This window comes from Candidatus Francisella endociliophora (assembly GCF_000764555.1).
GTDB lineage: Bacteria > Pseudomonadota > Gammaproteobacteria > Francisellales > Francisellaceae > Francisella > Francisella endociliophora.
Genome location: NZ_CP009574.1, coordinates 1,186,617 through 1,212,610, shown reverse-complemented (window position 1 = coordinate 1,212,610; position 25,994 = coordinate 1,186,617). Strand labels below are relative to the sequence as shown.

The following is a 25,994-nucleotide window of genomic DNA, read 5'->3' as shown; positions in this document are numbered from 1 at the left end:
TCAAATTGATTTGCTAACTTAAGGCTTTAAACTATTGGTATGAAAAATTGCTAAATCTAAAAAAGAGGAGTATTATCAGCAAGTTTTTTCTAAATCAATACCTTAAGGAAGTGTTAGATGCTTTGGAATATTATATTTGGAAATCCAATCTCGAAAGCAAAAGTAGATGAGTACACATTATCCAAAAAGTTTGCTTTACCAATATTATCCTCAGATGCATTATCATCGGTAGCATATGCTACAGGAGAGATCCTTGCAACATTAGCTGTGGCAGGTACAGTAGCGTTGAGTTTATCTTTTCATATATCATTGTTTATTGTGGCGTTGATAGTTATTGTTGGGATATCTTATGTACAGACAATCAAAGCTTATCCGCGAGGAGGAGGCGCGTATATTGTAGCTAAAGAGAATCTGGGTATCCCTATGGGGTTAGTAGCTGCAGCTGCATTATTGATAGATTATGTATTAACAGTAGCTGTGAGTGTCTCAGCAGGTGTTTTAGCAATTACCTCAGCTTTACCATCTTTAGAGTTATATAGCACTGATATAGCTATTTTAGCTATATTTATAATTATGTGGATCAATCTTAGAGGTATAAAAGATACAGCAACTGTTTTAGTTTGGCCAACTTATGCTTTTATGTCGATTATATTTATATTGATAGCTATAGGATTATATAATGTTCTCACAGGTAATTTATATACTATAGACTATATAGAAACATCTAAGCACCTTGTAGTTGCAAATCAAGCTTTGACTATTACGTTGATTCTACGGGCTTTTTCATCTGGGTGTTCGGCTATGACTGGTATCGAAGCTATAGCAAATAGTATTTCTTTATTTCGAGCAGATAAAAAAAGAAACGCAATAATAACTTTAATGGTTTTGGTGGCTATATTAATTACGATGTTCATAGGAATTGCGTATTTATCTTATAAGCTTGATATTAGACCTCTTATAGATGAAAGTGCTTTATCACAACTTGGACATAATATATTAGGCAATGGAGCAGCATATTACTTTTTACAGCTCGCTACATGTCTTATTCTTATAATAGCTGCAAATACTTCTTTTTCAGCATTTCCTATTTTGGCATCTATTTTAAGCAAGGATAGTTTTTTCCCTGCACAGTTTAAAAATAAAGATGAAAGGTTAGCATTTCGAAATGGAATAATAATATTAGGCTTATGTGCAATTAGTTTGATTATAATGTTTGATGCTAATACAAGCGCTTTAATTCCTCTATATTCTATTGGTGTATTTTTAGCTTTTACTTTATGCCAAGCGGGGTTACTTATTTTTTGGTATAAAAAACGTCGTAAGCTATCAAAATGGTATATTCGTGCAGCTATAAACCTTATAGGGTGTATTGCGACATTTGCTACTGTAATTGTTATTGCTGATTCTAAATTTATGGAAGGAGCATGGATAGTTGTTGTAGCAATACCAATATTGGTAGCTATTTTTTATAAAATAAGCTCACATTATAAGTCTGTAAGAGAGAACTTAAAGCTTGACCTAGATCATATAGAAATTCCTACAAGACTAAGCACTAATAATATCAAAGTAATACTGCCTATTTCAGGACTTCATAAAGGTACTCTCAAGGCTATTGAGTTTGCAAAATCAATTTCTAAAAATATTGATATAGTAACTATTGATATGGATGAGTCAGAAACTCAAAAGCTAAAAAATGACTGGCAAAAACTTGGTATAGAAGAAGAACTTATAGTTATCAAGCCGAAGATAGAGTCTTTTGTTTATTACTTCATAAAGTATGTAAAAACATGTGATAATAACAATTCAGAGCTATGTACAATAATATTGCCTAAAGTTCAAAATAGTAAAATTTGGCATAGTTTACTGCATAATCAGAGAGTGTTTTTAATAAAGTGGACTCTTAAAAGATTAAGTAGTAAGGGGGATACACGTGTGATTATAGAAGTACCATATCAGATCTAAGAATAATTAGATATAGAATAACTATATCTATGAATTTTTAGAAAAGGCCATATATAGCTGAAGAAAGAGCTATAATACCAGCTGCTAGTATAAAAAGATCGGCTATTAGACTTTTATATTGTTTTAAATTATTGATTGTATAGATACTATAGATAGGCATAATAAATAATATAACAGCTAAAACTAGTCCTCCTATACTTGAGATCATATCTAATATATTAGGATTTATATATGCTACAAGCCAACATAATATAAACACTACGGATAGGGTCACAGGTTTTATTGATTTCTCTTTTATTTTGTTTTTTGTTATTTTACATATTATGGCATCTATACCTTCTTTTGAGCCCAAATAGTGACCAAAGAAAGATTTACACATAGCTATTAGAGCTACTAATGGAGCTATATATACAAGAAATTTATTATCAAACTGGTTTGCTAGATATGACAAAATAGTAATGTTTTCTTGTTTTGCTAATGTTAAGTCATCAGGAGTTAGTGTTAACATAGAGCTAAATACAAAAAGCACAACAGTAGCAATCATTAAAATATTACTAAGAGCTATTATTTTAGATGCTTTTTTATCTGCATTCTGTTTATATTTATTCTTTGTATATACTGCTAACGAAGAGATTATCGGTGAGTGATTAAAAGAGAAAATTAGTATAGGCATAATTATCCAGATAGCGAACAAAATACCAGATAAACTATTGTTATGCTCAAAGCTTTTATAAAGTATAGCTGTATTCCAATGAGGGATCATCCATAGTGAAATAAAAATCAGGATAAAAATAAAAGGATAAACTAAAAGGCTCATTACACGAATTATAAACTTCTGTCCAAAATTAATAATAAAAATTAGAGAAGCAATAGTAATAAAGCTTAAAAGCAGTCTACTAGGAACCTCACAATAGAGTTGATGATAGCAAAAGTTTTCTAAAGTGTTTGTTATTCCGACGCTATATATTAGTAAGATAGGGAATATTGCAAATAAATATAAAATATTAAATAGTAAGCCACCAATTTTACCAAAATAGTTATCAGCTACGGTTGTTATATCAGAATTAGCATTAGGATTTGATATTACAAATCTACATAGAGCTCTATGCGATAAAAAAACCATTGGGAAAATAAATAATAAAACTATAAGTACAGGAATAATCCCTGAGATTCCCGTTTGAATAGGCAAGAATAATACACCAGCACCAATAGCTGTACCATATAAGCTAAGTGTCCACATAAGGTTTTCATTTTTTAGCATAAAAAATAAATCGTAATATTTGGATAAAGAGATACTATATTCTATACAAAAAAATTATAAAATGGCTGTTTTACAGCTCAATACAAGTGTAACAATTTTGTTACAGTAAAATTGATTTATTTAAGAAGTAAATTTAACAAAGCCATTCTAATAGGAACACTTAATCTAACCTGCTCAAAGTATTTAGCACAATTTAGATTATCTATAGATCTATCCATCTCATCAACTCTTGGTAGTGGGTGAAGGATTATAAAATTACTATTATTAGAAATATGCTTTCTGTCTAGGTAGCAAAGGTCTTTATTTTCTAAATAGCTTTCTTCATCTGGAAATCTTTCTTGCTGAACTCGAGTTACATACAGTACATCTAAATCTTCTAGAGCTTCTTTATTTACTTCTTCTAACTCTATAAAAGAATTTTCGTTTTGCTCAACAAAACTTCTAAGTTTCTCAGGTATTTGCAACTCTTTTGAGGAGATAAACTTAAAAGAAGCATTATATTTAGCAAGAATATTGGTTAGTGAATGGACTGTACGTCCATATTTCAGATCTCCTAAAAATCCAATTTTTAGATTATCAAGAGAACCTTTCTCTGAGTAGATAGTATATAAATCAACTAGTGATTGAGTAGGATGTTCGTTTTCACCATCACCAGCATTTATAACAGGAGAATTGACATATTTTGAGAACTCTTCAACACTATGTGGCTTAGGGTGTCGCATAACTATGATGTCAGCATATTGATCCATCATGCGACCTGTGTCATCAAGAGTTTCGCCTTTTTGTGTAGAACTTGAAGAGCCATTTTCTAGCGATATAACTTTACCACCAAGTCTATTCATAGCAGATTCAAATGAGAATCTAGTTCTAGTACTTGGTTCAAAGAAAAGAGAAGCTAATACTTTATCTTCTAAATCTTTGATTTGTTCTGATTTTTCTAATTTATCTTTATAAATATCAGCTTGATTAAACAGTTTAGATAAATCATCTTTGGTAATTTGATCGCCTCGTAGAAGCTTTTGAAATGATAGCATTTGAATACCTTTTAGCTTGTTAAACTACTATAGTACACCTGTACTTTTAAGTTCCTTTATTACATTATGAACACCATTAAAATCAGTATAAATATCTGCATCATTATAAGTATTCTCGCCACCAACAAAAACAGATATATGGGCATTGTCTAACATCATAAAATCATTGTGATCATTACCGAAACAAATAGATTCTTGCATATTCAAACCACACTCTTTAAGTGCTATATATTTATTATTATGATTGGGCGTTATATCAAAAAGACTATCTTTGGTGTGCTTATTTAAATTAAACTTTTCATTGAAGGAACCAAGAAACTCAGTTACCTCGGACTCTTTTGTATTATCTAATATTAGTAATTTGGTTATTCCTTTTTCTATTAAATCATTCTCTAGATATTCATAATTACTTAGTGATTTGATATAGTCATGGAATGGATGTGTGATTTTAGATAACGAATAGTGCCAATCGCCATCTAGTACATAGGGAATATTTCCTTTTTTAAGAAAATTTACTACTTGTTTTATTATATTAGTTTCAAAATGATGGGTTTTTCCAAAATCACCATTTTTATAATGAATGCCACCATTACATCCTATTAGCAAAGATGAGTGAAACTCTTTATTAAGAATTGGTAACATATCTCTTATTGGTCGAGCAGAAGCAAAAACCACATTGTGTTTGTTATATAGAGATTTTATTTCCTCTTGTATATTTTCTTCTATATGCTTTCCATTATCACAAATTGTTCCATCTATATCGAAAATGATATTCATTAGAAAAAGCTCCTTTACAAATATTTTAATAGGCTATTATCAAATGGATAGAGGTTTTAACTATTAATCCACTCTTTTACTGTTTTAACACTAAACGAGTTATCAACTTTAGCCATATCTTTAACAGCTTCTGCAAAAGCTTCAAAAGCACCAGCTGTCGTGACATAAGGTACTCTACTCATAATTGCAGATCTTCTTAATGCCAAGCTAACATTTAACTCTTGTCTAATTGATGTATTAACAAGTAAGTCCACCTCACCATTTTCAATAGCATTTACTGTGCTATGTACTTGAGTGTTACCAATATTATCAGAAGCTTTATCAAATAATTTACACTCTATACCATTTTCTCTTAGAAAGCTTTCAGTACCTTTTGTAGCAAAGATATTAAAACCATGCTCAATAAGTTCTTTTACAGGTTTGATAATCTTTGGTTTATCAGCATTACTTACAGATATTAAGATATTTCCTTTTAATGGTAATTTGTTGAAAGCCATTTCTTGAGCTTTGTAGAATGCTACACCAAAAGTTCTATCCATACCCATTGCTTCACCAGTAGATTTCATTTCAGGCCCAAGATAGCAGTCTACATCCTCAAATCTACCGAATGGGAATACCGCTTCTTTCACCGAGAAATGTCTAGGAATTGGATTATTTAGTATAAAGTCAGCAAGCTTTTTGCCGATCATAAGCTTAGTGGCAATATTAGCGATACTATTACCAGTAGCTTTTGCAACAAATGGCACAGTTCTTGAGGCTCTTGGGTTTACCTCAATCACAAAAAGTTCATTATTTTGATATGCAAACTGGACATTCATTAGACCAATTACATTTAGCTCTCTAGCTAGCTTGATAGTAGCTTGTTTTACTTCTTCTATTTGTTCATAAGTTAGCGAACGAGTAGGGATAGAGCAAGCTGAATCACCAGAGTGAATACCAGCTTCCTCGATATGTTCCATAATACCTGCTACAAAGACTCTATCACCGCCATCAGCTAGAGCATCAACGTCTAGCTCAATAGCATTTTCAAGGAACTTATCAATTAAAATTGGACCTTCAAGAATACATTTAGCATTTTTCTCAATATAAGTATCTAGCTCTTCCTTAGAGTGAACAATTTCCATTGCTCTACCACCAAGTACATTAGAAGGCCTAACAACTACAGGGTAACCAACATTGACAATTTTTTTCTTCAGTTCATTGATAGTGTATGCAATTGTGTTGAGAGGTTGTTTCAGACCAACTGTATCAAGTAGCTCTTTAAATCTCTCTCTATCTTCAGCTAAATCAATCATATCAGGATCTGTACCTAATATAGGAATATTATTCTCATGAAGAGCTGATACTAGTTTTAGAGGAGTTTGACCACCAAACTGAACTATCACACCAAGCACTTCGCCTTTACGCATCTCATTTTTGATGATGTTTAAGACATTCTCAGCCATTAATGGTTCAAAATATAATTTATCAGAAGTATCATAATCTGTAGAAACTGTCTCAGGATTACAGTTAATCATAATTGTTTCAATACCTTCTTCTTTAAGAGACTTAGCAGCATGAACACAAGCATAATCAAACTCAATACCTTGACCAATACGGTTAGGGCCGCCTCCTAGGATTACAACTTTTTTCTTGTCAGAAATCTCAGATTCACAATCACGAACAATCTCTTCATAACTATAATGCTCATAAGTTGAATATAAGTACGATGATTTAGATTCAAACTCAGCAGCACAAGTATCTACGCGTTTGAAAGTAGGGTAGATTTCATTTCCAAAACGGAAGTTTCTAACATATCTTTCTGTTCTACCAACAAGTTCAGCAATTTTTGCATCAGAGAACCCAATATTTTTATAAACTGAGAATTCTTCTTTACTATTTGGTAGCCCTGATTTTTTAAGAGCTTCTTCTGCAGCAACAATATTTGCAATTTGCTCGATAAACCAAGGATCTATTTTAGTAGCTTCAAAAATTTCTTTTTCAGATAATCCGTATCTCAGAGCTTGAGCAACTCTTAAAATTCTCATTGGGCAAAGCTCTTCTAGAGATTTTAGTATTGCAGCTTTATTTTGTTCAGCAGAATTTGTCTTACTATAACCTGTGATTTCAACTTCATCCAAACCTTTTAGGCCAGTTTCTAATGATACTAAAGCTTTTTGTAAACTTTCTGAGAATGATCTACCGATAGCCATAGCTTCACCAACTGATTTCATTTGTGAAGATAAATTAGCTTTTGTTGTTGGGAATTTCTCAAATGTAAATCTAGGAACTTTTGTAACTATATAGTCAATTGTTGGCTCAAATGATGCAGGCGTAACTTTTGTAATATCATTATCAATCTCATCAAGTGTATAGCCAACTGCTAATCTTGCTGCTACTTTTGCAATAGGGTAACCAGTGGCTTTTGATGCTAATGCAGATGAACGAGATACTCGTGGATTCATCTCGATTACAACAAGCTTACCAGTATCTGGATTTACAGCAAATTGTACATTTGAGCCACCAGTTTCAACACCAATCTCTCTAAGCACAGCAATCGAAGCATCACGCATAATTTGGTATTCTTTATCAGTCAATGTAAGGGCCGGAGCTACTGTGATACTATCGCCAGTATGGATACCCATTGGATCAATATTTTCAATCGAGCAGACAATGATTGAGTTATCAGCTTTATCGCGGATAACTTCCATTTCATACTCTTTCCAACCTAAGATGGACTCATCAATTAGTACTTCATTTGTTGGTGATAAACTTAGACCATTTTTAACAATGCTTTCAAATTCTTCTTTAGTGTTAGCGATACCGCCACCGCTACCACCAAGTGTAAAGGATGGTCTGATAATCGCAGGTAGTCCAATATCTTCTAGAGCTTTATGAGCCTGTTCCATTGATTGCACTACAACATTTCTAGGAACTTCTAAGTCAATTTTTGCCATTGCTCTATTAAATCTTTCTCTATTTTCTGCTTTATCAATAGAGTCTGCTTTGGCACCAAGCATTTCAACATTATATTTTTCTAAAATACCTGCTTTATCAAGTTCTAGAGCACAGTTAAGAGCTGTTTGACCACCAACAGTTGGTAGGATTGCATCTGGTCTTTCTCTTTCTATAATTTTACCAACACTTTCAACTGAAATAGGTTCAATAAAAATTTTATCAGCAGTTGTTGGATCTGTCATGATTGTTGCAGGGTTTGAGTTTACTAGATAGACAGTGTAGCCATCTTCTTTTAAAACCTTACATGCTTGAGTTCCTGAATAATCAAACTCACATGCTTGACCAATAACGATTGGGCCAGCACCTAAAACTAAAATACTTTTTATATCTGTTCTTTTTGGCATTTTTATCCCCTTATTGACCTTTTTTGCTTTCTGCTATCATTTCAGCAAATTCATTAAATAAATATTTACAATCATGAGGACCTGGCGAACTCTCTGGGTGATACTGTACTGCAAAAGCTGGTCTATCTTTGAATCTTAAGCCTTCGACAGTTCCATCAAATAATGAGCTCATGTGAATCTCGATATTATCTGGTACAACATCATCACACACTACGAAACCATGGTTTTGGCTTGTGATAAGAACTTTCTTGGTATCAGTATCTAATACTGGCTGGTTTACACCACGATGACCTTGGTGCATTTTCTTAGTTTTTAAGCCTGCTGCTAATGCTAACAACTGGTTACCAAGACAGATACCAAAGATTGGCATTTTGATTTCTAGTAATTTCTTAATAACAGGCATTGTATAATCTATTGTAGCAAATGGATCTCCAGGACCATTTGACAAAAACACACCATCAGGATTGTGCTTCATAATATCGTCATAAGTACTATCAGCAGGAACTACTGTTACTTTAAAACCAGCATCTACAAGATTTCTTAGAATATTGTATTTAACACCGTAATCAATAACTACCACATTGTATTTGTAGTCTTGTTGGTGTTTGTAAGTTTGCTGACCTAATTCAAAAGTATGTTCATCCCACTCATATTCTCTATTTGTAGTTACACTGATTGCTAGATCTCTACCACTTAGGTTTGATTTATTCTTGATACGCGATCTTACATAGTTGGCATCTAGAAATTCACCTGGTTTTACCGATAGAATTGCAACCCTTACAGCGCCTTCTTTACGTACTTTACGTACAATTGCACGAGTATCTACACCACATATCCCTACGATATTTCTATTTTTAAGCCATGTATCGATGTGTTTCTTTGATCTAAAATTTGATGGGCTAGTTAGATTCTCTCTTACGATTAAACCTTTGGCAAATACGCCTAGTGATTCGTTATCTTCGTTATTTATACCAACATTACCGATATGCGGAAATGTAAATGTAATAATTTGACCAGCATATGATGGATCTGTCAAAGTTTCTTGGTAACCAGTCATGGAAGTATTAAAACAAATTTCGCCATCTGTCCAACCGCGAACACCTATTGATCTACCTAGATAGTATGTACCATCTGGAAAAACCAATATAGCATTAGTCATTTCATTTGCTAATATCATAATATAACAGCCCTTCTGTAATCAGTGAAATTAAAAGAAAAAATGTGTCTGAAAAAGTTTTTTATCATTTACTTTTTGTAAAGTTGATAGATAAATTGAAAGTATTTTAGGGACTCGATGAGTATATGTAAAGACTGTTTTTTTAAGTTTTATATAATTTACACTTTTGTCTAGTTTTAAGCCTAGTTTTATAATACAATTAACTTTTATTTCTTATAATTTCCTTAGTAATAATACTTATGCTAAATTCATAACTGGTGGAGGAAACGAACCAGTAGATGAATGACCAACAGGATACATCCCTAAACCAAAACTTGTAGTTGCTAGAGAAATTGTGATTGCGATTGTTAATATTATTTTTTTCATTTTAGTCACCTTTTAAATATTTTATTTTGAATTTTTTCTAAATCTGTGATCATTATTACAGACTCATGTTATAAATAAAAATATATTATTCTTATCTTGTATATAAGTTTTATTGATGTTTGAGTCATTTTTTTATTTTTGAAAATTCTTGTTATAAATAAGTAAGCTATATAATTTTCTACAAGTCTTAGTTTTTGACTTTTAAGGTGTTAATATTGTTTCAATAAAATATTTCATCCAATACTTGAATATGAAAAAAATTATAACAGCCTTAACTTTGCTAGTGTTTTTAATACCTGTAGCGTATTCACAAGGTAAACTAGTTTTTGTATCTATGATCACACGTCATGGTGATAGGGCGCCATTTGCAAATATCGAGAAAGCGAATTATGACTGGGGTACATCTCTATCTGAGCTTACACCTATTGGGATGAATCAAGAATATAATCTTGGTAAGCAACTTAGACAAAGATATGTGAAGCAATTCAAACTTCTGCCAGAGCATTATCAAAATCAAAGTATATCTGTATTATCAAGTCATACAAATAGAACTGTTGAAAGTGCACAAAGCTTACTTATGGGGCTTTATCCAGCTGGTACGGGACCTACTTTAGCAGATGATAAGCCAGCAATCAAAGGTGGCTTTCAACCAATACCAATAATGACTTTATCTGCAGATTCACGACTTATACAGTTTCCTTATGAGCAGTATTTGGCAGTATTAAAAGAGTATATTTATAATACTCAAGTATGGCAAAGTAAAACTAAAGAAGTTCAAGAAAATTTTGCTAAATGGCAAGAGATACTAGGTAATAAAATAACTGGTTTAAATGATGTTATAACTGTTGGTGATGTACTAATAGTTGCAAAAGCTCATAGCAAACCATTACCTAAAGGTCTGTCTCAAGATGATGCTAATAAAATTATTCATTTAACAGATTGGGGCCTAGCACAGCAGTTTAAATCACAAAAGGTTGCTTATATTTTAAATGGAGAGCTAACTAATAAAATTATCGATGATCTTCAAAATGCTGCAGATGGTAAAGCAAATTATAAGATGACATATTATTCAGGTCATGATCTTACACTGCTAGGAGTTATGGGTACTCTGGGAGTTCCTCTTGATGAAGCTCCTGGGTATGCAAGCAATATGCAGTTCGAGTTGTATAAAGATGGTAAAAACTATACTGTTAAGATTAGATATGATGGTAAGTTTGTAAAATTACCTATTATGGGTAAAGATAATAGTTGTTCTCTTGATGCATTAGTGAAATATATGCAAGATATTAATAATAAATTCAAAAAATAAACTCTAAATCTATACTCTTATTTTCTTATATAAGTTTTATAATATTGAAACGTTATTCCCTCAGCTTTTCTATAATCAGGTATATTTTCTCTTTGTTCACTATCAATTAGTTTAAATTTGATATCTGGATAGAAGTTTTTTATTAACTCATCTTGTGTAACACTATAAGGAGGAGTTTGAGATTTTTTGTCATGTTCCATTACTAATAGGAGTATTTGTGTTTTATCAGAGCATACTTCTAGCATCATTTTTGCATACTTAGCTCTTATGTCATGTGGCAAAGCAATATAAGCACCTCTATCATACCAAATATCAAACGTTGGTAAATTCTTGGCTATTTTAGGTAAGTTGAAAATATCTGATACATATATTACAACATCTTTACCTTTATAATATTTATAGCCATTTTCTTCAATAGTTTCATATTTGATATTATTTTGCTTGAAGAATGATAAAACAGCTTTTTCTGATAGCTCGATACCTACTACTTTTATCCCTTTTGATAGGAAAAATAATATATCAATACTACATCCACACATAGGGATTAAGCATACAGAGGATTCATCTACTTTCAATTTAGGAAAATGTTTAACTAGAAACTCATTCGGAGCATCTTGACAGAAATTTTCAACATCATTATTTTGCCATCTGTTTAACCAATATTGGTTATTATTAGTTTCGACTTCGTTCATGTTGATCGTGCGTATGATTGTTAACTTACTATACATATTAACATGAACGATTAGATAAATATTATTTTTAAAGATGGCGATTTATACTAGGGTTCTTTATAATTTCGATAGGTCATAAAGGAGGAAAAATGCAAAATCAAACATTACTTATCAAAAACGCTACAGTTGTAAATGAAGGTAAAACATTTAAATCTGATGTTCTGGTTGAAAATGGTAAGATTGCTCAAGTTGCTGCAAATATAGATAAACCCGCAGATAAAGTTATAGATGCTACAGGTCTTCACTTACTACCAGGTATGATTGATGATCAGGTGCATTTCAGAGAGCCTGGACTTATGCACAAAGGTGAAATCGAAACAGAATCAAAAGCTGCTGTGATGGGCGGTATTACTTCATATATGGAAATGCCAAATGTAAATCCAGCAACTACAGTTGTTGAGCGTTTAGCTGAGAAAAAAGAGCGTGCTGCGGCTAGATCACATGCTAATTATGCTTTTTATCTAGGTGCGACAAATGATAATGTCGAAGAACTAAAACGTCTAAAGCCAAATGATGCTTGTGCTATCAAGATATTCATGGGTGCTTCAACAGGTAATATGTTGGTGAATAATCCAGAAACGTTAGAAGGTTTTTTCAAAGATAGTCCACTACTAATCGTGACACACTGTGAAGATACACCAATGATTACTGAGAATGAAAATAAAGCTCGTGAAAAATATGGTGAAGATGTGCCATTTGATTTACATCCAGAGATTCGCTCGCGTGAAGCTTGCTTCAAATCATCTGAACTTGCAGTTGGTCTTGCTAAGAAATATAACTCAAGATTACATGTGCTGCATCTAACTACAGCTGAAGAGATGGTACATTTTGATAATTCCATTCCATTAGAAGAGAAACGAATCACAGCAGAAGTTTGTGCGCATCATTTATTTTTCTCACGCAAAGATTATGCTGAGAAAGGCGCACTAATCAAATGTAACCCAGCTATTAAAGAAGAGTCTGATCGCTTAAAACTACTAGAATGTGTTGCAAATGACACTATTGATGTCATCGCAACAGATCATGCTCCACATACTTGGGAAGAGAAACAAGGTACTTACTTTAAAGCTCCGGCAGGCTTGCCACTAGTTGAAGAGGCTCTTATCTCTGTATTAGAGCATTATCACAATGGCTTCTTAACTCTTGAGCAAGTTGTGCAAAAGACAGCTCATGCTCCAGCTATAGTATACAAAGTCAAAGATCGTGGCTTTATCCGAGAGGGCTACGCTGCAGATTTAGTTCTTGTGAATTTAAACGAGTCTCACACTCGTACTGATGAGATAAGCCATTACAAATGTGGCTGGACTCCATTTGCTGGGCGCACTTTTAAATCAAAAATTCAAACTACAATTGTGAATGGTGTAGTGAAATATCATCAAGGTAAAGTTGTTAGTGATCAAAGAGGGCAGTGTTTAGAGTTTAATCATGATTTTTAGGGTTCAAAAATATGTTTGAAGCTTCAAGAAGATTGAGAAAATTGAAGCGTGAATTAATTAAAGAACTGCCATTTTACCCTAATAATAATGAAACAAAAAAAGAGTTAGAAGATACGCATAGTCGAAATCTATTACTTTATTATTTGCATTGGAAATCTAGATTAATCCCTTGTAGGAAAAGAAAAATCATATATATGCCAGAACTTACAAATGACCCTAGATATAAAACTCTCAAATTAAATATCGATCAGTTATTTCATAAGGTTAGAAATGCTGAGAATATTAATCATTGTCTATCATCAAAAGTTTATAGAAATGGCTATGTTTCTGAAGCTCATAAAAAAGCAGGAAAATTAAGTATTTGGGATGATAAAGATTTTGTGTTGAATACAATGGGGTATCATCACTTTCATCTTAGTTTAGATAAAGTAAATAACAACATTTCAGGAAGAACCAACGAACTGTTGTTTGCTCAAGTTACTAGGGATAGTTTTAAAGCTATAGCTATTTTTGATCATTCTGTTTTTGATAATAGTAAAATGTCAGAGGAAAGAAAAAGGATGTATGATATTTTCACGAAGTATGCAGAAATGTTTCTTAAACCTGGGTCTATTTATATACCATCAGTGATAGGTGGAAACGGCCATCCTTTTCATATACTTCAATTATCAGATGAATATTCTCGCTATATATATGAATTAGATCCTCAGTTGGATGATAGAGCTTTTGTCAATAAACTTTATCGTGACTGTAATCTTGAAGTGCCAAATAGATATGAATTTATTTGGAGTTTTTATGGGTTAGATTTAAATCTTCTTAATAAGAAAGACAAAAAAGAGTTTGTTATTCGAGAGGGATATATTTAGATGATTTCGCTACTTACTCCGTAAGTTTTAGCGACATACTTTTTTTCATGGCAGCCACACCCCGTCATTAAAATGGCACCCCTCTCAAGAGGGGAATTTATGCAAAACTGCCTAGCACTACGCTACCGTAGTTTAAAACAAATGATTAGAAAATAAAAAAACTCACTTCGTTCAAACAGTTTTATTTTCTAATCATTTGTTTTTGAAACTACTAACCGCTAATGTGCAAACTTCCCGATCCATTGAGAATTAAAATAGAAGCTTAAAGAATAGACTCTACGATCGAGTCGTAGAATGACAAAACGAGTTATTTTACATACTCATCAAACCAGGCAATCTGCTTAGCTAGTATTTTTTTTAAAGGTTCACCCTCATAACATTCATAATGACTAATACCCTCTAGAATCATTAGCTCTTTTGGCTCATTAGCTTTTTTATATAATATATGTGACTCTTCAACTGGGTTTACAGAATCTGTGTCTGAAGCAACTATTAGTACAGGGATTTTTAAATCACTAATATATTTCTCAGGCTTATGCGACATAGTTTCATTAACTGTAAGAAATGGAATCTTGATATCAAAAGCATCATACTCTTTGCTATATCTTTCATAAAATCCTTTTGATTGCTCATCTGTAAGTACTTTATGTAAAGGTACCATCATTTCTTTGCCAGTCTTTTCTTTTTTAGCTAGCATCTTATCAATCATACCTATGAATTTCTCTTTTTCATCATCAGGCATATCACCTGTGATTACTCTTTCGCCATTACCAAAAGTTAGTTGAACTGATAGACATTTTACCAGATCATTTTGTGCAGCAGCTGTGATAGCATTAGCACCACCATATGATGTTCCCCAAAGTCCAATCTTATTAGAATCAACAAAACCTAAACCAGCTACATAATTAATCGCAGAGTGAATATCTTCAATTTGTAGTTTTGGTACTAGTCGACCTCTTTCACCTTCACTCTCGCCAAATCCTCTATAGTCAAAGTTAAGTACAATATACCCAGCCTTTGCAAAAGCCTCGGCATATGCAGGTAGCAACACTTCTTTGAAACCAGCAAAGCCATGACAAAGTACTATTGCAGGATATTTAGAGTTTTGATCAAAATTTTCAGGCTTATATAATAAGGCAGCTATGTTACATCCGTGAGATGTGAAGTTTACTTTTTCCATGTTTCTTCTAATTATTAGTTATATATTTGTAATCTCATTTTAACAGAAATTGAGCAATGTAACTTGTAGAAGAAGTTTTTATATAAACTTATTATGACAAAAGAGTATACTAAAGGTAAGTAAACCTTATCATAAATATTAAATATGGATAAGAATCAAGTAATTACCGCTACACAAAATTGGGTCAGGACATTTGTTGTAGGAATGAACCTCTGCCCATTTGCTAAGCGTGAAGTTGTTAAAAATAGAGTTCGCTACTTTGTTTCAGAAGCAACGACTACCGAACAATTATTACTTGAAGTACAGGCAGAACTAGAGCTATTAGAGAGTGATGCGAATATTGAGACAACTTTAGTCATTCACCCATCTGTTTTACAAGACTTCTACGATTATAATGATTTTCTTTATGATACAGATAACCTTTTAATTGATATGTCATTGGAAGGAACCTATCAAATAGCAAGTTTTCATCCAGATTATCAGTTTGAAGGAGTAAGCTCAGATGATGTTGAAAACTATACAAATCGATCTCCTTACCAGATGTTACATCTAATTCATGAAGAATCTTTAGAAAGAGCAGTAGCTAATTATCATAATCCAGATGATATTCCTCAAAGAAATATCGACTTAATGAATAAGCTGGGAATAGAAAAAGTAAAAGCATTGCTAAAGTTTTGCTTTGATAGTTGATGTTATAAATTTATTTAATAGGTATCATAACTTCATTAGTACGCATAAATGGTATCGTCCATGGTGGATTATAGCCAGCAGCCTCGGGTTGACCAACTATTTCATAGTTATTTGATTTTATCCAAGTCTTAAGTTTTGTAGTATTAGAATCAATAGTATCTTTATCTAAGAAGCCACTAAATGTAATCACAGCCATTTTAGCTTCAGGCTTTTCAACTATTTTAACTTTATCATTAGTTGGCGTAGGAGCATTTTTGAGAGTGTATTGAGCCGGTAGTACAAAAGCTATAGTCCATGAATTATCATCTCCCGCTATCATTACAGGAGCAGTCATCTGAATTTTTTGTGATTCTTGTTCTATTTTGACTGGAGTCGTCATTTGGATATCTTGTTTAGATATATTTGCTCCAGTTATATACTTAAATAGATAATTAAAACCTTTGTTAACAGCAGACTTATAATTTGAATCTTCAACTGTTACTTGAGCTTCTGTAAGAGGCGCATATAATCTGACAGAGAAGTTATCGTCTTTTTTTATATCTTTATATTTAGCTTCTGGCACATTATTAATACCAAAGATACTGCAAGAAGATAGAGCAATACTTGAAAGTATAGAAAATGATTTTTTTAGCATATCTTGTACTCCTTATTATAAGTTGCTGTAAAAGATACTATATAGTTATTATAAGATAGATTTCGTTGTGAAATAGTTAAAATTTTGTAATCAAAAATAGCATTTTTCAAAAAAACCTAAAAAATCACATTTTTTTACAGAAAGTACTTGCAATTGGGTAAGTGTATGCGTATTATATGTCTTCACCGGCTGGGAGTGATCCAGTGGGAAGCTAGACAGGGAGTAGTTTTCAGGTCTTAGATATTTAATAGATATATTATATACAAACACTTTGTTAAAGAATTTGAGTATCAGTAGTTAGAGTCAGAATTTGAGAATTAAACTGAAGAGTTTGATCCTGGCTCAGATTGAACGCTGGTGGCATGCTTAACACATGCAAGTCGAACGGTAACAGTAGAAGCTTGCTTCTAGCTGACGAGTGGCGGACGGGTGAGTAACGCGTAGGAATCTGCCCATCTGTGGGGGATACCAGTTGGAAACGACTGTTAATACCGCATAATATCTGCGGATTAAAGGTGGCCTTTGTGCTGCCGCAGATGGATGAGCCTGCGTTAGATTAGCTTGTTGGTGGGGTAAAGGCCTACCAAGGCTGCGATCTATAGCTGATTTGAGAGGATGATCAGCCACATTGGGACTGAGACACGGCCCAAACTCCTACGGGAGGCAGCAGTGGGGAATATTGGACAATGGGGGAAACCCTGATCCAGCAATGCCATGTGTGTGAAGAAGGCTCTAGGGTTGTAAAGCACTTTAGTTGGGGAGGAAAGCTTATGAGTTAATAGCTCATGAGAAGGACGTTACCCAAAGAATAAGGACCGGCTAACTCCGTGCCAGCAGCCGCGGTAATACGGGGGGTCCGAGCGTTAATCGGAATTACTGGGCGTAAAGGGTCTGTAGGTGGTTTGTTAAGTCAGATGTGAAAGCCCAGGGCTCAACCTTGGAACTGCATTTGATACTGGCAAACTAGAGTATGGTAGAGGAATGGGGAATTTCTGGTGTAGCGGTGAAATGCGTAGAGATCAGAAGGAACACCAATGGCGAAGGCAACATTCTGGACCGATACTGACACTGAGGGACGAAAGCGTGGGGATCAAACAGGATTAGATACCCTGGTAGTCCACGCTGTAAACGATGAGTACTAGCTGTTGGATTCGGTGTAAAGGATCTAGTGGCGCAGCTAACGCGTTAAGTACTCCGCCTGGGGACTACGGCCGCAAGGCTAAAACTCAAAGGAATTGACGGGGACCCGCACAAGCGGTGGAGCATGTGGTTTAATTCGATGCAACGCGAAGAACCTTACCTGGTCTTGACATCCTGCGAACTTTCTAGAGATAGATTGGTGCCTTCGGGAACGCAGTGACAGGTGCTGCACGGCTGTCGTCAGCTCGTGTTGTGAAATGTTGGGTTAAGTCCCGCAACGAGCGCAACCCCTATTGATAGTTACCATCATTAAGTTGGGTACTCTATTGAGACTGCCGCTGACAAGGCGGAGGAAGGTGGGGACGACGTCAAGTCATCATGGCCCTTACGACCAGGGCTACACACGTGCTACAATGGGTATTACAGAGGGCTGCGAAGGTGCGAGCTGGAGCGAAACTCAGAAAGGTACTCTTAGTCCGGATTGCAGTCTGCAACTCGACTGCATGAAGTCGGAATCGCTAGTAATCGCAGGTCAGAATACTGCGGTGAATACGTTCCCGGGTCTTGTACACACCGCCCGTCACACCATGGGAGTGGGTTGCTCCAGAAGTAGATAGCTTAACGAATGGGCGTTTACCACGGAGTGATTCATGACTGGGGTGAAGTCGTAACAAGGTAGCCGTAGGGGAACCTGCGGCTGGATCACCTCCTTAACGGAAATACGAAAAAAAGAATAAGCTTTAGCTATTGATTTCAAGTGATTTAACTTAGTGTTTGTAGATAATATATTTTAGTGTAAATAGAATACGGGTCTGTAGCTCAGTTGGTTAGAGCGCACCCCTGATAAGGGTGAGGTCGGTAGTTCGAGTCTACTCAGACCCACCAGTTTTTTTGGGGCCATAGCTCAGCTGGGAGAGCACCTGCTTTGCACGCAGGGGGTCAGCGGTTCGATCCCGCTTGGCTCCACCATATTTTATTTGCATGAAGATAGAGATATTTAACAATTTAGTATAGAAATAGACTTAAGAAAATAAGTGCAAGCGGTGGATGCCTTGGCATTCAGAGGCGATGAAGGACGTGATAATCTGCGATAAGCTTCGGTTAGCTGGTAAATAAGCTTTGATCCGGAGATTTCCGAATGGGGGAACCCACCTAGCATCAGTTAGGTACTCACTCGATATAGAGTGTAGAGCGAACGAGGGGAACTGAAACATCTAAGTACCCTTAGGAAAAGAAATCAATTGAGATTCCCATAGTAGCGGCGAGCGAAGTGGGAAGAGCCTGGTATGATTTAGCATGATATATAGTAGAACAAGTTGGGAAGCTTGACGATAGAGGGTGATAGTCCCGTATACGAAATATACCATGTGGAACTAAGCATACGAACAAGTAGGACGGGGCACGTGGAACCTTGTCTGAATATGGGGGGACCATCCTCCAAGGCTAAATACTACTGAATGACCGATAGTGAACTAGTACCGTGAGGGAAAGGTGAAAAGAACCCTTATAAAGGGAGTGAAATAGAATCTGAAACCGCTTGCATACAAGCAGTAGGAGCATGATTTAGTCATGTGACTGCGTACCTTTTGTATAATGGGTCAGCGAGTTACTTTTAGTGGCGAGGATAACTGAATAAGGGATCCGTAGCGAAAGCGAGTTTTAATAGGGCGACTAGTCGCTAGGAGTAGACCCGAAACCGGCGCGATCTATCCATGGCCAGGTTGAAGGTTGGGTAATACCAACTGGAGGACCGAACCCAATAATGTTGCAAAATTATGGGATGAGCTGTGGATCGGAGTGAAAGGCTAATCAAGCACGGAGATAGCTGGTTCTCCCCGAAAACTATTTAGGTAGTGCCTCGTGTATAACTGATTGGGGTAAAGCACTGTTTCGACGATGGGGGTTTTACGACCTTACTGACTCGATGCAAACTCAGAATACGATCAAGTTCAATCACGGGAGACACACTGCGGGTGCTAAGGTCCGTAGTGGAAAGGGAAACAGCCCAGACCGCCAACTAAGGTCCCCAAGTCATAGCTAAGTGGGAAACGAAGTGGGAAGGCCCAGACAGCCAGGAGGTTGGCTTAGAAGCAGCCACCCTTTAAAGAAAGCGTAATAGCTCACTGGTCGAGTCGGCCTGCACGTAAGATTTAACGGGGCTAAGCTATGCACCGAAGTTGCGGAATATATATAGTATATTGGTAGGGGAGCGTTCTGTAAGCCGATGAAGGTGAATTGAGAAGTTTGCTGGAGGTATCAGAAGTGCGAATGCTGACATGAGTAACGTAAAATAAGTGAGATTCTTATTGGCCGAAAACCCAAGGATTCCTACGCAATGTTAATCAACGTAGGGTAAGCCGGCCCCTAAGGCGTAGCTGAAGAGTGAAGTCGATGGGAAACAGGTTAATATTCCTGTGCCGCTTATATGAACGAAGGAGGGACGGAGAAGGTTAGGTAGGCCTGGCGAATGGTTGTCCAGGTGAAAGTATGTAGGTAGAGTTATTAGGCAAATCCGGTAACTTGTTGATCTGAGATACGAGACGAAGTCAAATTTTATTTGACGAAGCTATTGATACCACGCTTCCAGGAAAAGCTTCTAAGTATATTGTATAAGCGACCGTACTCTAAACCGACACTGGTGGGTAAGTAGAGAATACTAAGGCTATGAGATAACTCTGGTGAAGGAACTAGGCAAAATGACACCGTAACTTTGGAAGAAGGTGTGCCCTTGATGGTGAAGAGACTTGCTCTCTGAGCTGTTGGGGGTTGCAGATACCAGGTGGCTGCGACTGTTTATCAAAAACACAGCACTCTGCTAAATCGTAAGATGAAGTATAGGGTGTGACGCCTGCCCGGTGCTGGAAGGTTAATTGAAGGGGTTAGCGCAAGCGAAGCTCTGGATCGAAGCCCCAGTAAACGGCGGCCGTAACTATAACGGTCCTAAGGTAGCGAAATTCCTTGTCGGGTAAGTTCCGACCTGCACGAATGGCGTAACGACGGCCACACTGTCTCCACCAGAGACTCAGTGAAATTGAAATCGCTGTGAAGATGCAGTGTACCCGCGGTTAGACGGAAAGACCCCGTGAACCTTTACTACAGCTTTGCACTGGACTTTGAATATTTATGTGTAGGATAGGTGGGAGACTTTGAAGCACGATCGCTAGATTGTGTGGAGTCGTCCTTGAAATACCACCCTTGAATATTTGAAGTTCTAACTCAGGAGAGATTCGAGGACAGTGTATGGTGGGTAGTTTGACTGGGGCGGTCTCCTCCCAAAGAGTAACGGAGGAGTACGAAGGTGCACTCGGTACGGTCGGAAATCGTGCCAAGAGTATAAAGGCAAAAGTGCGCTTGACTGCGAGAGTGACGGCTCGAGCAGGTACGAAAGTAGGTCTTAGTGATCCGGTGGTCCTGTATGGAAAGGCCATCGCTCAACGGATAAAAGGTACTCCGGGGATAACAGGCTGATTCCTCCCAAGAGTTCATATCGACGGAGGAGTTTGGCACCTCGATGTCGGCTCATCACATCCTGGGGCTGAAGCAGGTCCCAAGGGTATGGCTGTTCGCCATTTAAAGTGGTACGCGAGCTGGGTTCAGAACGTCGTGAGACAGTTCGGTCCCTATCTGCCGTGGGCGTTAGAGATTTGAGAAGAGTTGCTCCTAGTACGAGAGGACCGGAGTGAACGAACCACTGGTGTTCCGGTTGTTTCGCCAGAAGCATTGCCGGGTAGCTACGTTCGGACGGGATAAACGCTGAAAGCATCTAAGCGTGAAGCCTCCTTCAAGATTAGATCTCTCTAGCTTAGCTAGTAAGGAACGTTGGAGACTACGACGTTGATAGGCTGGGTGTGGAAGTACAGCAATGTATGAAGCTTACCAGTACTAATGATCCGAGAGACTTAAGTCTATTTCTATGCTGAATTGTTAAATATTTTTATTCCAAAACATAAAGTTTTGGCGATGATAGCTTGTAGGAACCACCTGATCCCATTCCGAACTCAGAAGTGAAACTACAACACGCCGATGATAGTCTGGCATTGCCCAGGTGAAAGTAGGTAGTCGCCATCTTATTACAAATAAAAGACTTATCGTGATAAGCAACAACACAAAGCCTCATAGAAATATGGGGCTTTTTTGTATCTAAAGCACAAAAAATACTTGCTGTAATTTATTGTTTATTTATATAGAACAATGGTAAGCAATTGATAAATATTAGCCTAGCTTTCCAATTATATATCTAGGACAGCCCTTTAATTTATTTATAGTATTTTAATTTATGATACTTAATATATATATTTACTATGTTAATTATCTTAAAAAATAAATAGTTTTTAATATTTTAAAATTGAGGTATAGTTTTACCGTTATTAATTTATAAAACTGCATAAGGGAAATATATGAAAATAATAATTATGGTCATTTTAGCATTAGGTATAAGTGTTAGCTTATACGCATCAGTTAATACTGTTCAAAATGAAAATGGGGCTCAAGAGCAACTTAAATCATTGAGTAAAAATGATATTAAGGTGAATAGTAGTGCTACAAATAGCACAGGAGTCATAACTGTAAAAAACAGCAGACAAAGTAGTGTTGAAGTTGATGGGAAATTACTTGAGAAAGGTGAAACTGCGAGGTTTGAGCTTATTGGTACATCTTTTTGTACAGCTCACACAAGCAAAGGTAAATACCGATTCATGTGTGAAATTCCAATAGGTGATAGAATATATATTCTATCAAAAAATTATGAAGGTGATGATTTATGGAGAACAAAGTTTAATCATGGTATAACTCGTCAGCCATATATCACTCTTGATGTCGAAGATAGAGGAGTATTTGCTCATCCTTGTGACACAGGTGGTAGTTGTATTATTCATTCAATCTAATTCCAATTTTGTACAAATATTCTAATTGAATCAATTAATTTGAAGCTAACTCTTTAACTTAAGTTGCACCTCAATTGACAAACTAACACTCGAAAGGCTATATTTATATTTGCACTTAAAAGTGTTTAATCAAGTCATAGTAATTTATATGCTTTGCTATTAAATATTTAATATTAAATCTTAGTATACTTAGGATGATTAATGACTCTTTTATATAAAAGATGTCAAATAAAAATTAGAAATATTTCACCTAAAGAGATTAAAAAATTAATGACCTTTACTTGAAGCTACTTAATAAAAGTGTTTATATTAATGCAAAAGGGAGTGTTAAGTATTAAGTTCTTTCGAGCTGTATTTATACCTAATAACTTCATCCTTTTTAGGACCCGTTATCTCCCATATTAGTTCCACACAGTTATCTAAGACTTTAAGTTTAGCTATATATAGATCATCAATACAAATATGTGGTTGTATGCTTTGCCATGTTGTTTCATCTATTTGCTTTAAATCAAAAAGCTTGACTAAGTTGTTATAACCAAAACGAGCGTGAGATAGGCTTATTTTACTAGGTGATATCTGTTGCCAAACATATTCGTTAGATATTTTGTTTTGTTTTGAGGTGCCATCTAGTTTAAATACCCCTTCTTCTTTGAAGTAGATTGTGTCATATTCTCTTGTCGTTATGACTTTACCTTTACCACTACCACTCCAACCTGTTTGCGATTTTTCTCCAGAAGAAGATTTAAACTCAAAGGAGTTGATCGTAAGGAGTCTCGAGAAAAGATCCATTTGTATGTTTTGTTTTTATTACCTTCTAGAATTATAACTTCAATTAAAATAATTTTGTAAGTATAATGCAGCATTATTTGCTTAGTAGATAGAATCGATATATCATTCAAAATGATTTTCAACAAACTTAATTAATATATGAACTCAAGATCTATTGGCTCAATTTTTTTGATAATAGGAACAACTATTGGGGCGGGAATGCTTTCTTTACCCCTGATTGTTGCATCATGCGGTTTTGTGATGGCTGTGATATTGCTAGTTTTATCGTGGAGTGTAATGTATATAACAGCGCTTAAGCTATTAAAAGTATGTGCTGAACATCCTCTTGGGGTTAACTTCACAACAATGATGTCATCACGAGTATCTAAAGGGTATTTGATATTCTTTAGTATTATATATTTACTATTGTTATATTCTTTAATGTCAGCATATACAACACAAGGATCATCTCTGGTTGGTGCTTTGAGTAATATTAAAATCTCAAATAAATTAGATGTAGGCCTATCAGCAATTATTTTTACAATAATATTTGGTGTGTTAATGTTTAATTATAAAATTAGCGATTATGCGAATAGATTCTTTGTAATTTTAAAATTTATGTTTTTTGCTATTGCTGTTGTAATTATGCTTTTTTATATTAATCCAAAATATTTAGATAGAGGCCCACTTACTTTATCAGCATTTATATTTGCTTGGCCAACATTGTTACCTTCATTTGGCTTTCATAATATTATCCCTGTTATATATGAGTATCAAAAAGGAGATATAAAACTTATCAAAAAAAGTATATTAATAGGTAGTTTGAGTGTACTTGGCATTTATATTGTATGGGTACTATTAGCTTTAGCACTCATTCCTCAACAAGGTCTACATAGTTATCAAGAGTTATATATCTCGGGTAATAATACTCCTGCTGGTTTAGCAATGCAGATAAAAACCTTGTTAAACTCAAATATGCTTGAAATTGGTTTAAATTCCTTTATTCATATTGCCATCATTACTTCTTTTATAGGTGTAGGCATTTCATTGATACATTATGTTAGAGATTTATTTACTAGATACGGTAAGCAGATAAATAATATAGCACTTTGTTTGATATGTTTTGTTCCTCCTCTTATATTCACAATTTTTTACCCGCGAGGATTTATCTTAGCTCTACAGTATGCAGCTATTTTTGCAGTTATAATATTTGTTTATACCCCGTCATTTTTAACTAGGAAGCCAGATCTTAAAGTCTACTTCTCAAACACTTATGTTATTGCTATGGGAAGCATAGTGATTCTTTTTCAATTATTTAACTTATGTTTTGATATTAATCCATTTGGAAGTTTTTAAATAGTCAATGATAATTTTTGTCATAACATATATAATACAATCAGCATATTATAAGTATAAGATTTTGATATTATGAGATTTGTAGATGAAGTGACAATCAAACTTCAAGCTGGTAAAGGTGGAAATGGGTGTGTTAGTTTCCGTAGAGAAAAATATGTACCTCGTGGAGGACCTGACGGCGGAGACGGAGGTCATGGAGGTAGTATTTACCTAAAAGCCGATGAAAATGTTAATACTCTGATTGATTATCGATATAAAAGAGAGTATCAAGCTGAAAATGGCAGACCAGGAGAGGGTCGTAACTGTTATGGTAAAGCTGGTGAAGATCTATATCTTATAGTGCCTGTTGGTACAAGTATATTTGATTCTGAAACCAATAAAAAAATTGGTGAGGTGCTTAAGCACGGTGAAATATTAAAGCTTGTTTCAGGTGGTAATAGAGGAATTGGCAATACTCACTTTAAGAGTAGTACAAATCAGGCTCCAAGGAAGTTTACACTTGGTGAAGAGGGTGAGTATAAAGAGGTTCGTTTGGAACTAAACCTTTTAGCAGATATTGCTCTCCTTGGCTTGCCAAATGCTGGTAAATCTACTTTGATTCGTTCAGTATCTCAGGCAACACCAAAAGTGGCCGACTATCCATTTACAACTATGTATCCACATCTTGGCGTTGTTAAAGTTGGTGTAGATAGTTTTGTGATGGCAGATATTCCGGGAGTTATTGAAGGAGCTGCTGAAGGAGCTGGATTAGGCCTTAGATTCTTGAAACATCTAACAAGAGCAAGATGTGTTCTGCATGTGGTTGATATTAGTCCTTTTGATGAGTCTGATCCTGTTGAGAATTATTTTGCTGTTGAGAAAGAGCTTGAAAAGTATAGTGAAGATTTATTAGCTAAACCAAGATTTCTAGTTATAAATAAAGTTGATTTGCTAGGTGATGAAGTTGAACAAAAGTGTCAGGAATTTGTCGAGAAAATTGGCTATACAGGCAAATTTTATAAAATATCTGCAGCGATGAAGAAAGGTACAGATGAGTTAGCTAAAAAGTTAAATGAGTTTTTGCAAAAGCAAGAGTAAAAAATA

At 35.1% G+C, this 25,994-nt stretch carries 18 protein-coding genes, 2 tRNA genes and 3 rRNA genes; 13 read left to right on the top strand and 10 right to left on the bottom strand.

Features of this window, described 5'->3' with window-relative positions; all coding sequences use genetic code 11:
• Window positions 1–117 precede the first annotated feature (117 nt).
• The gene (locus QI37_RS05950; RefSeq protein WP_040009491.1) at window positions 118–1,962 is read left to right on the top strand and encodes an APC family permease; all 1,845 of its coding nucleotides are present in this window, start codon (window positions 118–120) and stop codon (window positions 1,960–1,962) included.
• A gap of 37 nt (window positions 1,963–1,999) precedes the next feature.
• On the opposite strand, the gene QI37_RS05945 is transcribed toward QI37_RS05950, so the two are convergent.
• The 6 genes from QI37_RS05945 to QI37_RS10420 form a co-directional block, all read right to left on the bottom strand.
• The gene (locus QI37_RS05945) at window positions 2,000–3,223 is read right to left on the bottom strand and encodes an aromatic amino acid transport family protein (protein ID WP_040009489.1); all 1,224 of its coding nucleotides are present in this window, start codon (window positions 3,221–3,223) and stop codon (window positions 2,000–2,002) included.
• A 116-nt stretch (window positions 3,224–3,339) separates the two neighbouring features.
• A complete protein-coding gene (gene pyrB, locus QI37_RS05940) occupies window positions 3,340–4,257 on the bottom strand; it encodes an aspartate carbamoyltransferase (RefSeq protein WP_040009486.1) in 918 nt (305 codons plus the stop codon).
• Window positions 4,258–4,284: 27 nt separating this feature from the next.
• Entirely contained in the window at window positions 4,285–5,034 is a 750-nt protein-coding gene (locus QI37_RS05935; protein ID WP_040009483.1) for an HAD hydrolase family protein, read from the bottom strand.
• 56 nt (window positions 5,035–5,090) lie between these two features.
• A complete protein-coding gene (carB, locus tag QI37_RS05930; protein WP_040009480.1) occupies window positions 5,091–8,375 on the bottom strand; it encodes a carbamoyl-phosphate synthase large subunit in 3,285 nt (1,094 codons plus the stop codon).
• Between the two features lie 10 nt (window positions 8,376–8,385).
• Window positions 8,386–9,552, bottom strand: a complete 1,167-nt coding sequence (gene carA, locus QI37_RS05925) for a glutamine-hydrolyzing carbamoyl-phosphate synthase small subunit (RefSeq protein WP_040009479.1) — start codon at window positions 9,550–9,552, stop codon at window positions 8,386–8,388.
• Window positions 9,553–9,789: 237 nt separating this feature from the next.
• Window positions 9,790–9,918, bottom strand: a complete 129-nt coding sequence (locus QI37_RS10420) for a hypothetical protein (protein WP_268746163.1) — start codon at window positions 9,916–9,918, stop codon at window positions 9,790–9,792.
• Window positions 9,919–10,168: 250 nt separating this feature from the next.
• Between QI37_RS10420 and QI37_RS05920 the strand changes: the two genes are divergently transcribed.
• Complete coding sequence (locus QI37_RS05920; protein WP_052399197.1) at window positions 10,169–11,227, top strand: histidine phosphatase family protein; 1,059 nt, start codon at window positions 10,169–10,171, stop codon at window positions 11,225–11,227.
• Window positions 11,228–11,244: 17 nt separating this feature from the next.
• On the opposite strand, the gene QI37_RS05915 is transcribed toward QI37_RS05920, so the two are convergent.
• Window positions 11,245–11,919 carry a thiopurine S-methyltransferase gene (locus QI37_RS05915; protein ID WP_040009475.1) on the bottom strand — a complete coding sequence of 225 codons (675 nt, stop codon included), beginning with the start codon at window positions 11,917–11,919 and terminating at the stop codon, window positions 11,245–11,247.
• Window positions 11,920–12,047: 128 nt separating this feature from the next.
• Here QI37_RS05915 and QI37_RS05910 point away from each other — a divergent pair, with 128 nt between their 5' ends.
• Entirely contained in the window at window positions 12,048–13,394 is a 1,347-nt protein-coding gene (locus tag QI37_RS05910) for a dihydroorotase (RefSeq protein WP_040009474.1), read from the top strand.
• 11 nt (window positions 13,395–13,405) lie between these two features.
• Window positions 13,406–14,260, top strand: a complete 855-nt coding sequence (locus tag QI37_RS05905) for a hypothetical protein (protein ID WP_040009469.1) — start codon at window positions 13,406–13,408, stop codon at window positions 14,258–14,260.
• Between the two features lie 307 nt (window positions 14,261–14,567).
• Here QI37_RS05905 and uilS read toward each other — a convergent pair whose 3' ends face one another.
• Window positions 14,568–15,440 (bottom strand): UilS family quorum-quenching N-acyl-homoserine lactonase, encoded by an 873-nt coding sequence (gene uilS, locus QI37_RS05900; RefSeq protein WP_040009467.1) that lies wholly within the window; start codon window positions 15,438–15,440, stop codon window positions 14,568–14,570.
• Between the two features lie 144 nt (window positions 15,441–15,584).
• On the opposite strand from uilS, the gene QI37_RS05895 reads away from it, so the two are divergent.
• The gene (locus QI37_RS05895; RefSeq protein ID WP_040009465.1) at window positions 15,585–16,130 is read left to right on the top strand and encodes a DUF1415 domain-containing protein; all 546 of its coding nucleotides are present in this window, start codon (window positions 15,585–15,587) and stop codon (window positions 16,128–16,130) included.
• A 10-nt stretch (window positions 16,131–16,140) separates the two neighbouring features.
• Here the strand turns inward: QI37_RS05895 and QI37_RS05890 are convergent, their stop codons facing one another.
• Window positions 16,141–16,764 (bottom strand): SOUL family heme-binding protein, encoded by a 624-nt coding sequence (locus tag QI37_RS05890; protein WP_040009462.1) that lies wholly within the window; start codon window positions 16,762–16,764, stop codon window positions 16,141–16,143.
• Between the two features lie 319 nt (window positions 16,765–17,083).
• Here QI37_RS05890 and QI37_RS05885 point away from each other — a divergent pair.
• The 6 genes from QI37_RS05885 (at window position 17,084) to QI37_RS05860 (ending at window position 22,787) form a co-directional block, all read left to right on the top strand.
• Window positions 17,084–18,617 (top strand): 16S ribosomal RNA (locus tag QI37_RS05885).
• A 95-nt stretch (window positions 18,618–18,712) separates the two neighbouring features.
• Window positions 18,713–18,789 (top strand) — tRNA-Ile (locus tag QI37_RS05880).
• An 8-nt stretch (window positions 18,790–18,797) separates the two neighbouring features.
• Window positions 18,798–18,873, top strand: a tRNA-Ala gene (locus QI37_RS05875).
• Between the two features lie 51 nt (window positions 18,874–18,924).
• Window positions 18,925–21,811: ribosomal RNA gene (locus tag QI37_RS05870) — 23S ribosomal RNA — on the top strand.
• Between the two features lie 46 nt (window positions 21,812–21,857).
• Window positions 21,858–21,972, top strand: a 5S ribosomal RNA gene (rrf, locus tag QI37_RS05865).
• The 16S, 23S and 5S rRNA genes sit together here with 2 tRNA genes alongside, the layout of an rRNA operon.
• 329 nt (window positions 21,973–22,301) lie before the next feature.
• Window positions 22,302–22,787 (top strand): hypothetical protein, encoded by a 486-nt coding sequence (locus QI37_RS05860; RefSeq protein WP_040009459.1) that lies wholly within the window; start codon window positions 22,302–22,304, stop codon window positions 22,785–22,787.
• A 327-nt stretch (window positions 22,788–23,114) separates the two neighbouring features.
• Here the strand turns inward: QI37_RS05860 and QI37_RS05855 are convergent, their stop codons facing one another.
• Window positions 23,115–23,576: a DUF6314 family protein gene (locus QI37_RS05855; protein WP_040009456.1), complete on the bottom strand. Its 462-nt coding sequence runs from the start codon at window positions 23,574–23,576 to the stop codon at window positions 23,115–23,117.
• Between the two features lie 138 nt (window positions 23,577–23,714).
• Between QI37_RS05855 and QI37_RS05850 the strand changes: the two genes are divergently transcribed.
• Window positions 23,715–24,911: an amino acid permease gene (locus QI37_RS05850; RefSeq protein ID WP_040009453.1), complete on the top strand. Its 1,197-nt coding sequence runs from the start codon at window positions 23,715–23,717 to the stop codon at window positions 24,909–24,911.
• Between the two features lie 72 nt (window positions 24,912–24,983).
• Window positions 24,984–25,988, top strand: coding sequence for an Obg family GTPase CgtA (gene cgtA, locus QI37_RS05845; RefSeq protein ID WP_040009450.1), 1,005 nt, complete (start codon window positions 24,984–24,986; stop codon window positions 25,986–25,988).
• Window positions 25,989–25,994: the final 6 nt, after the last annotated feature.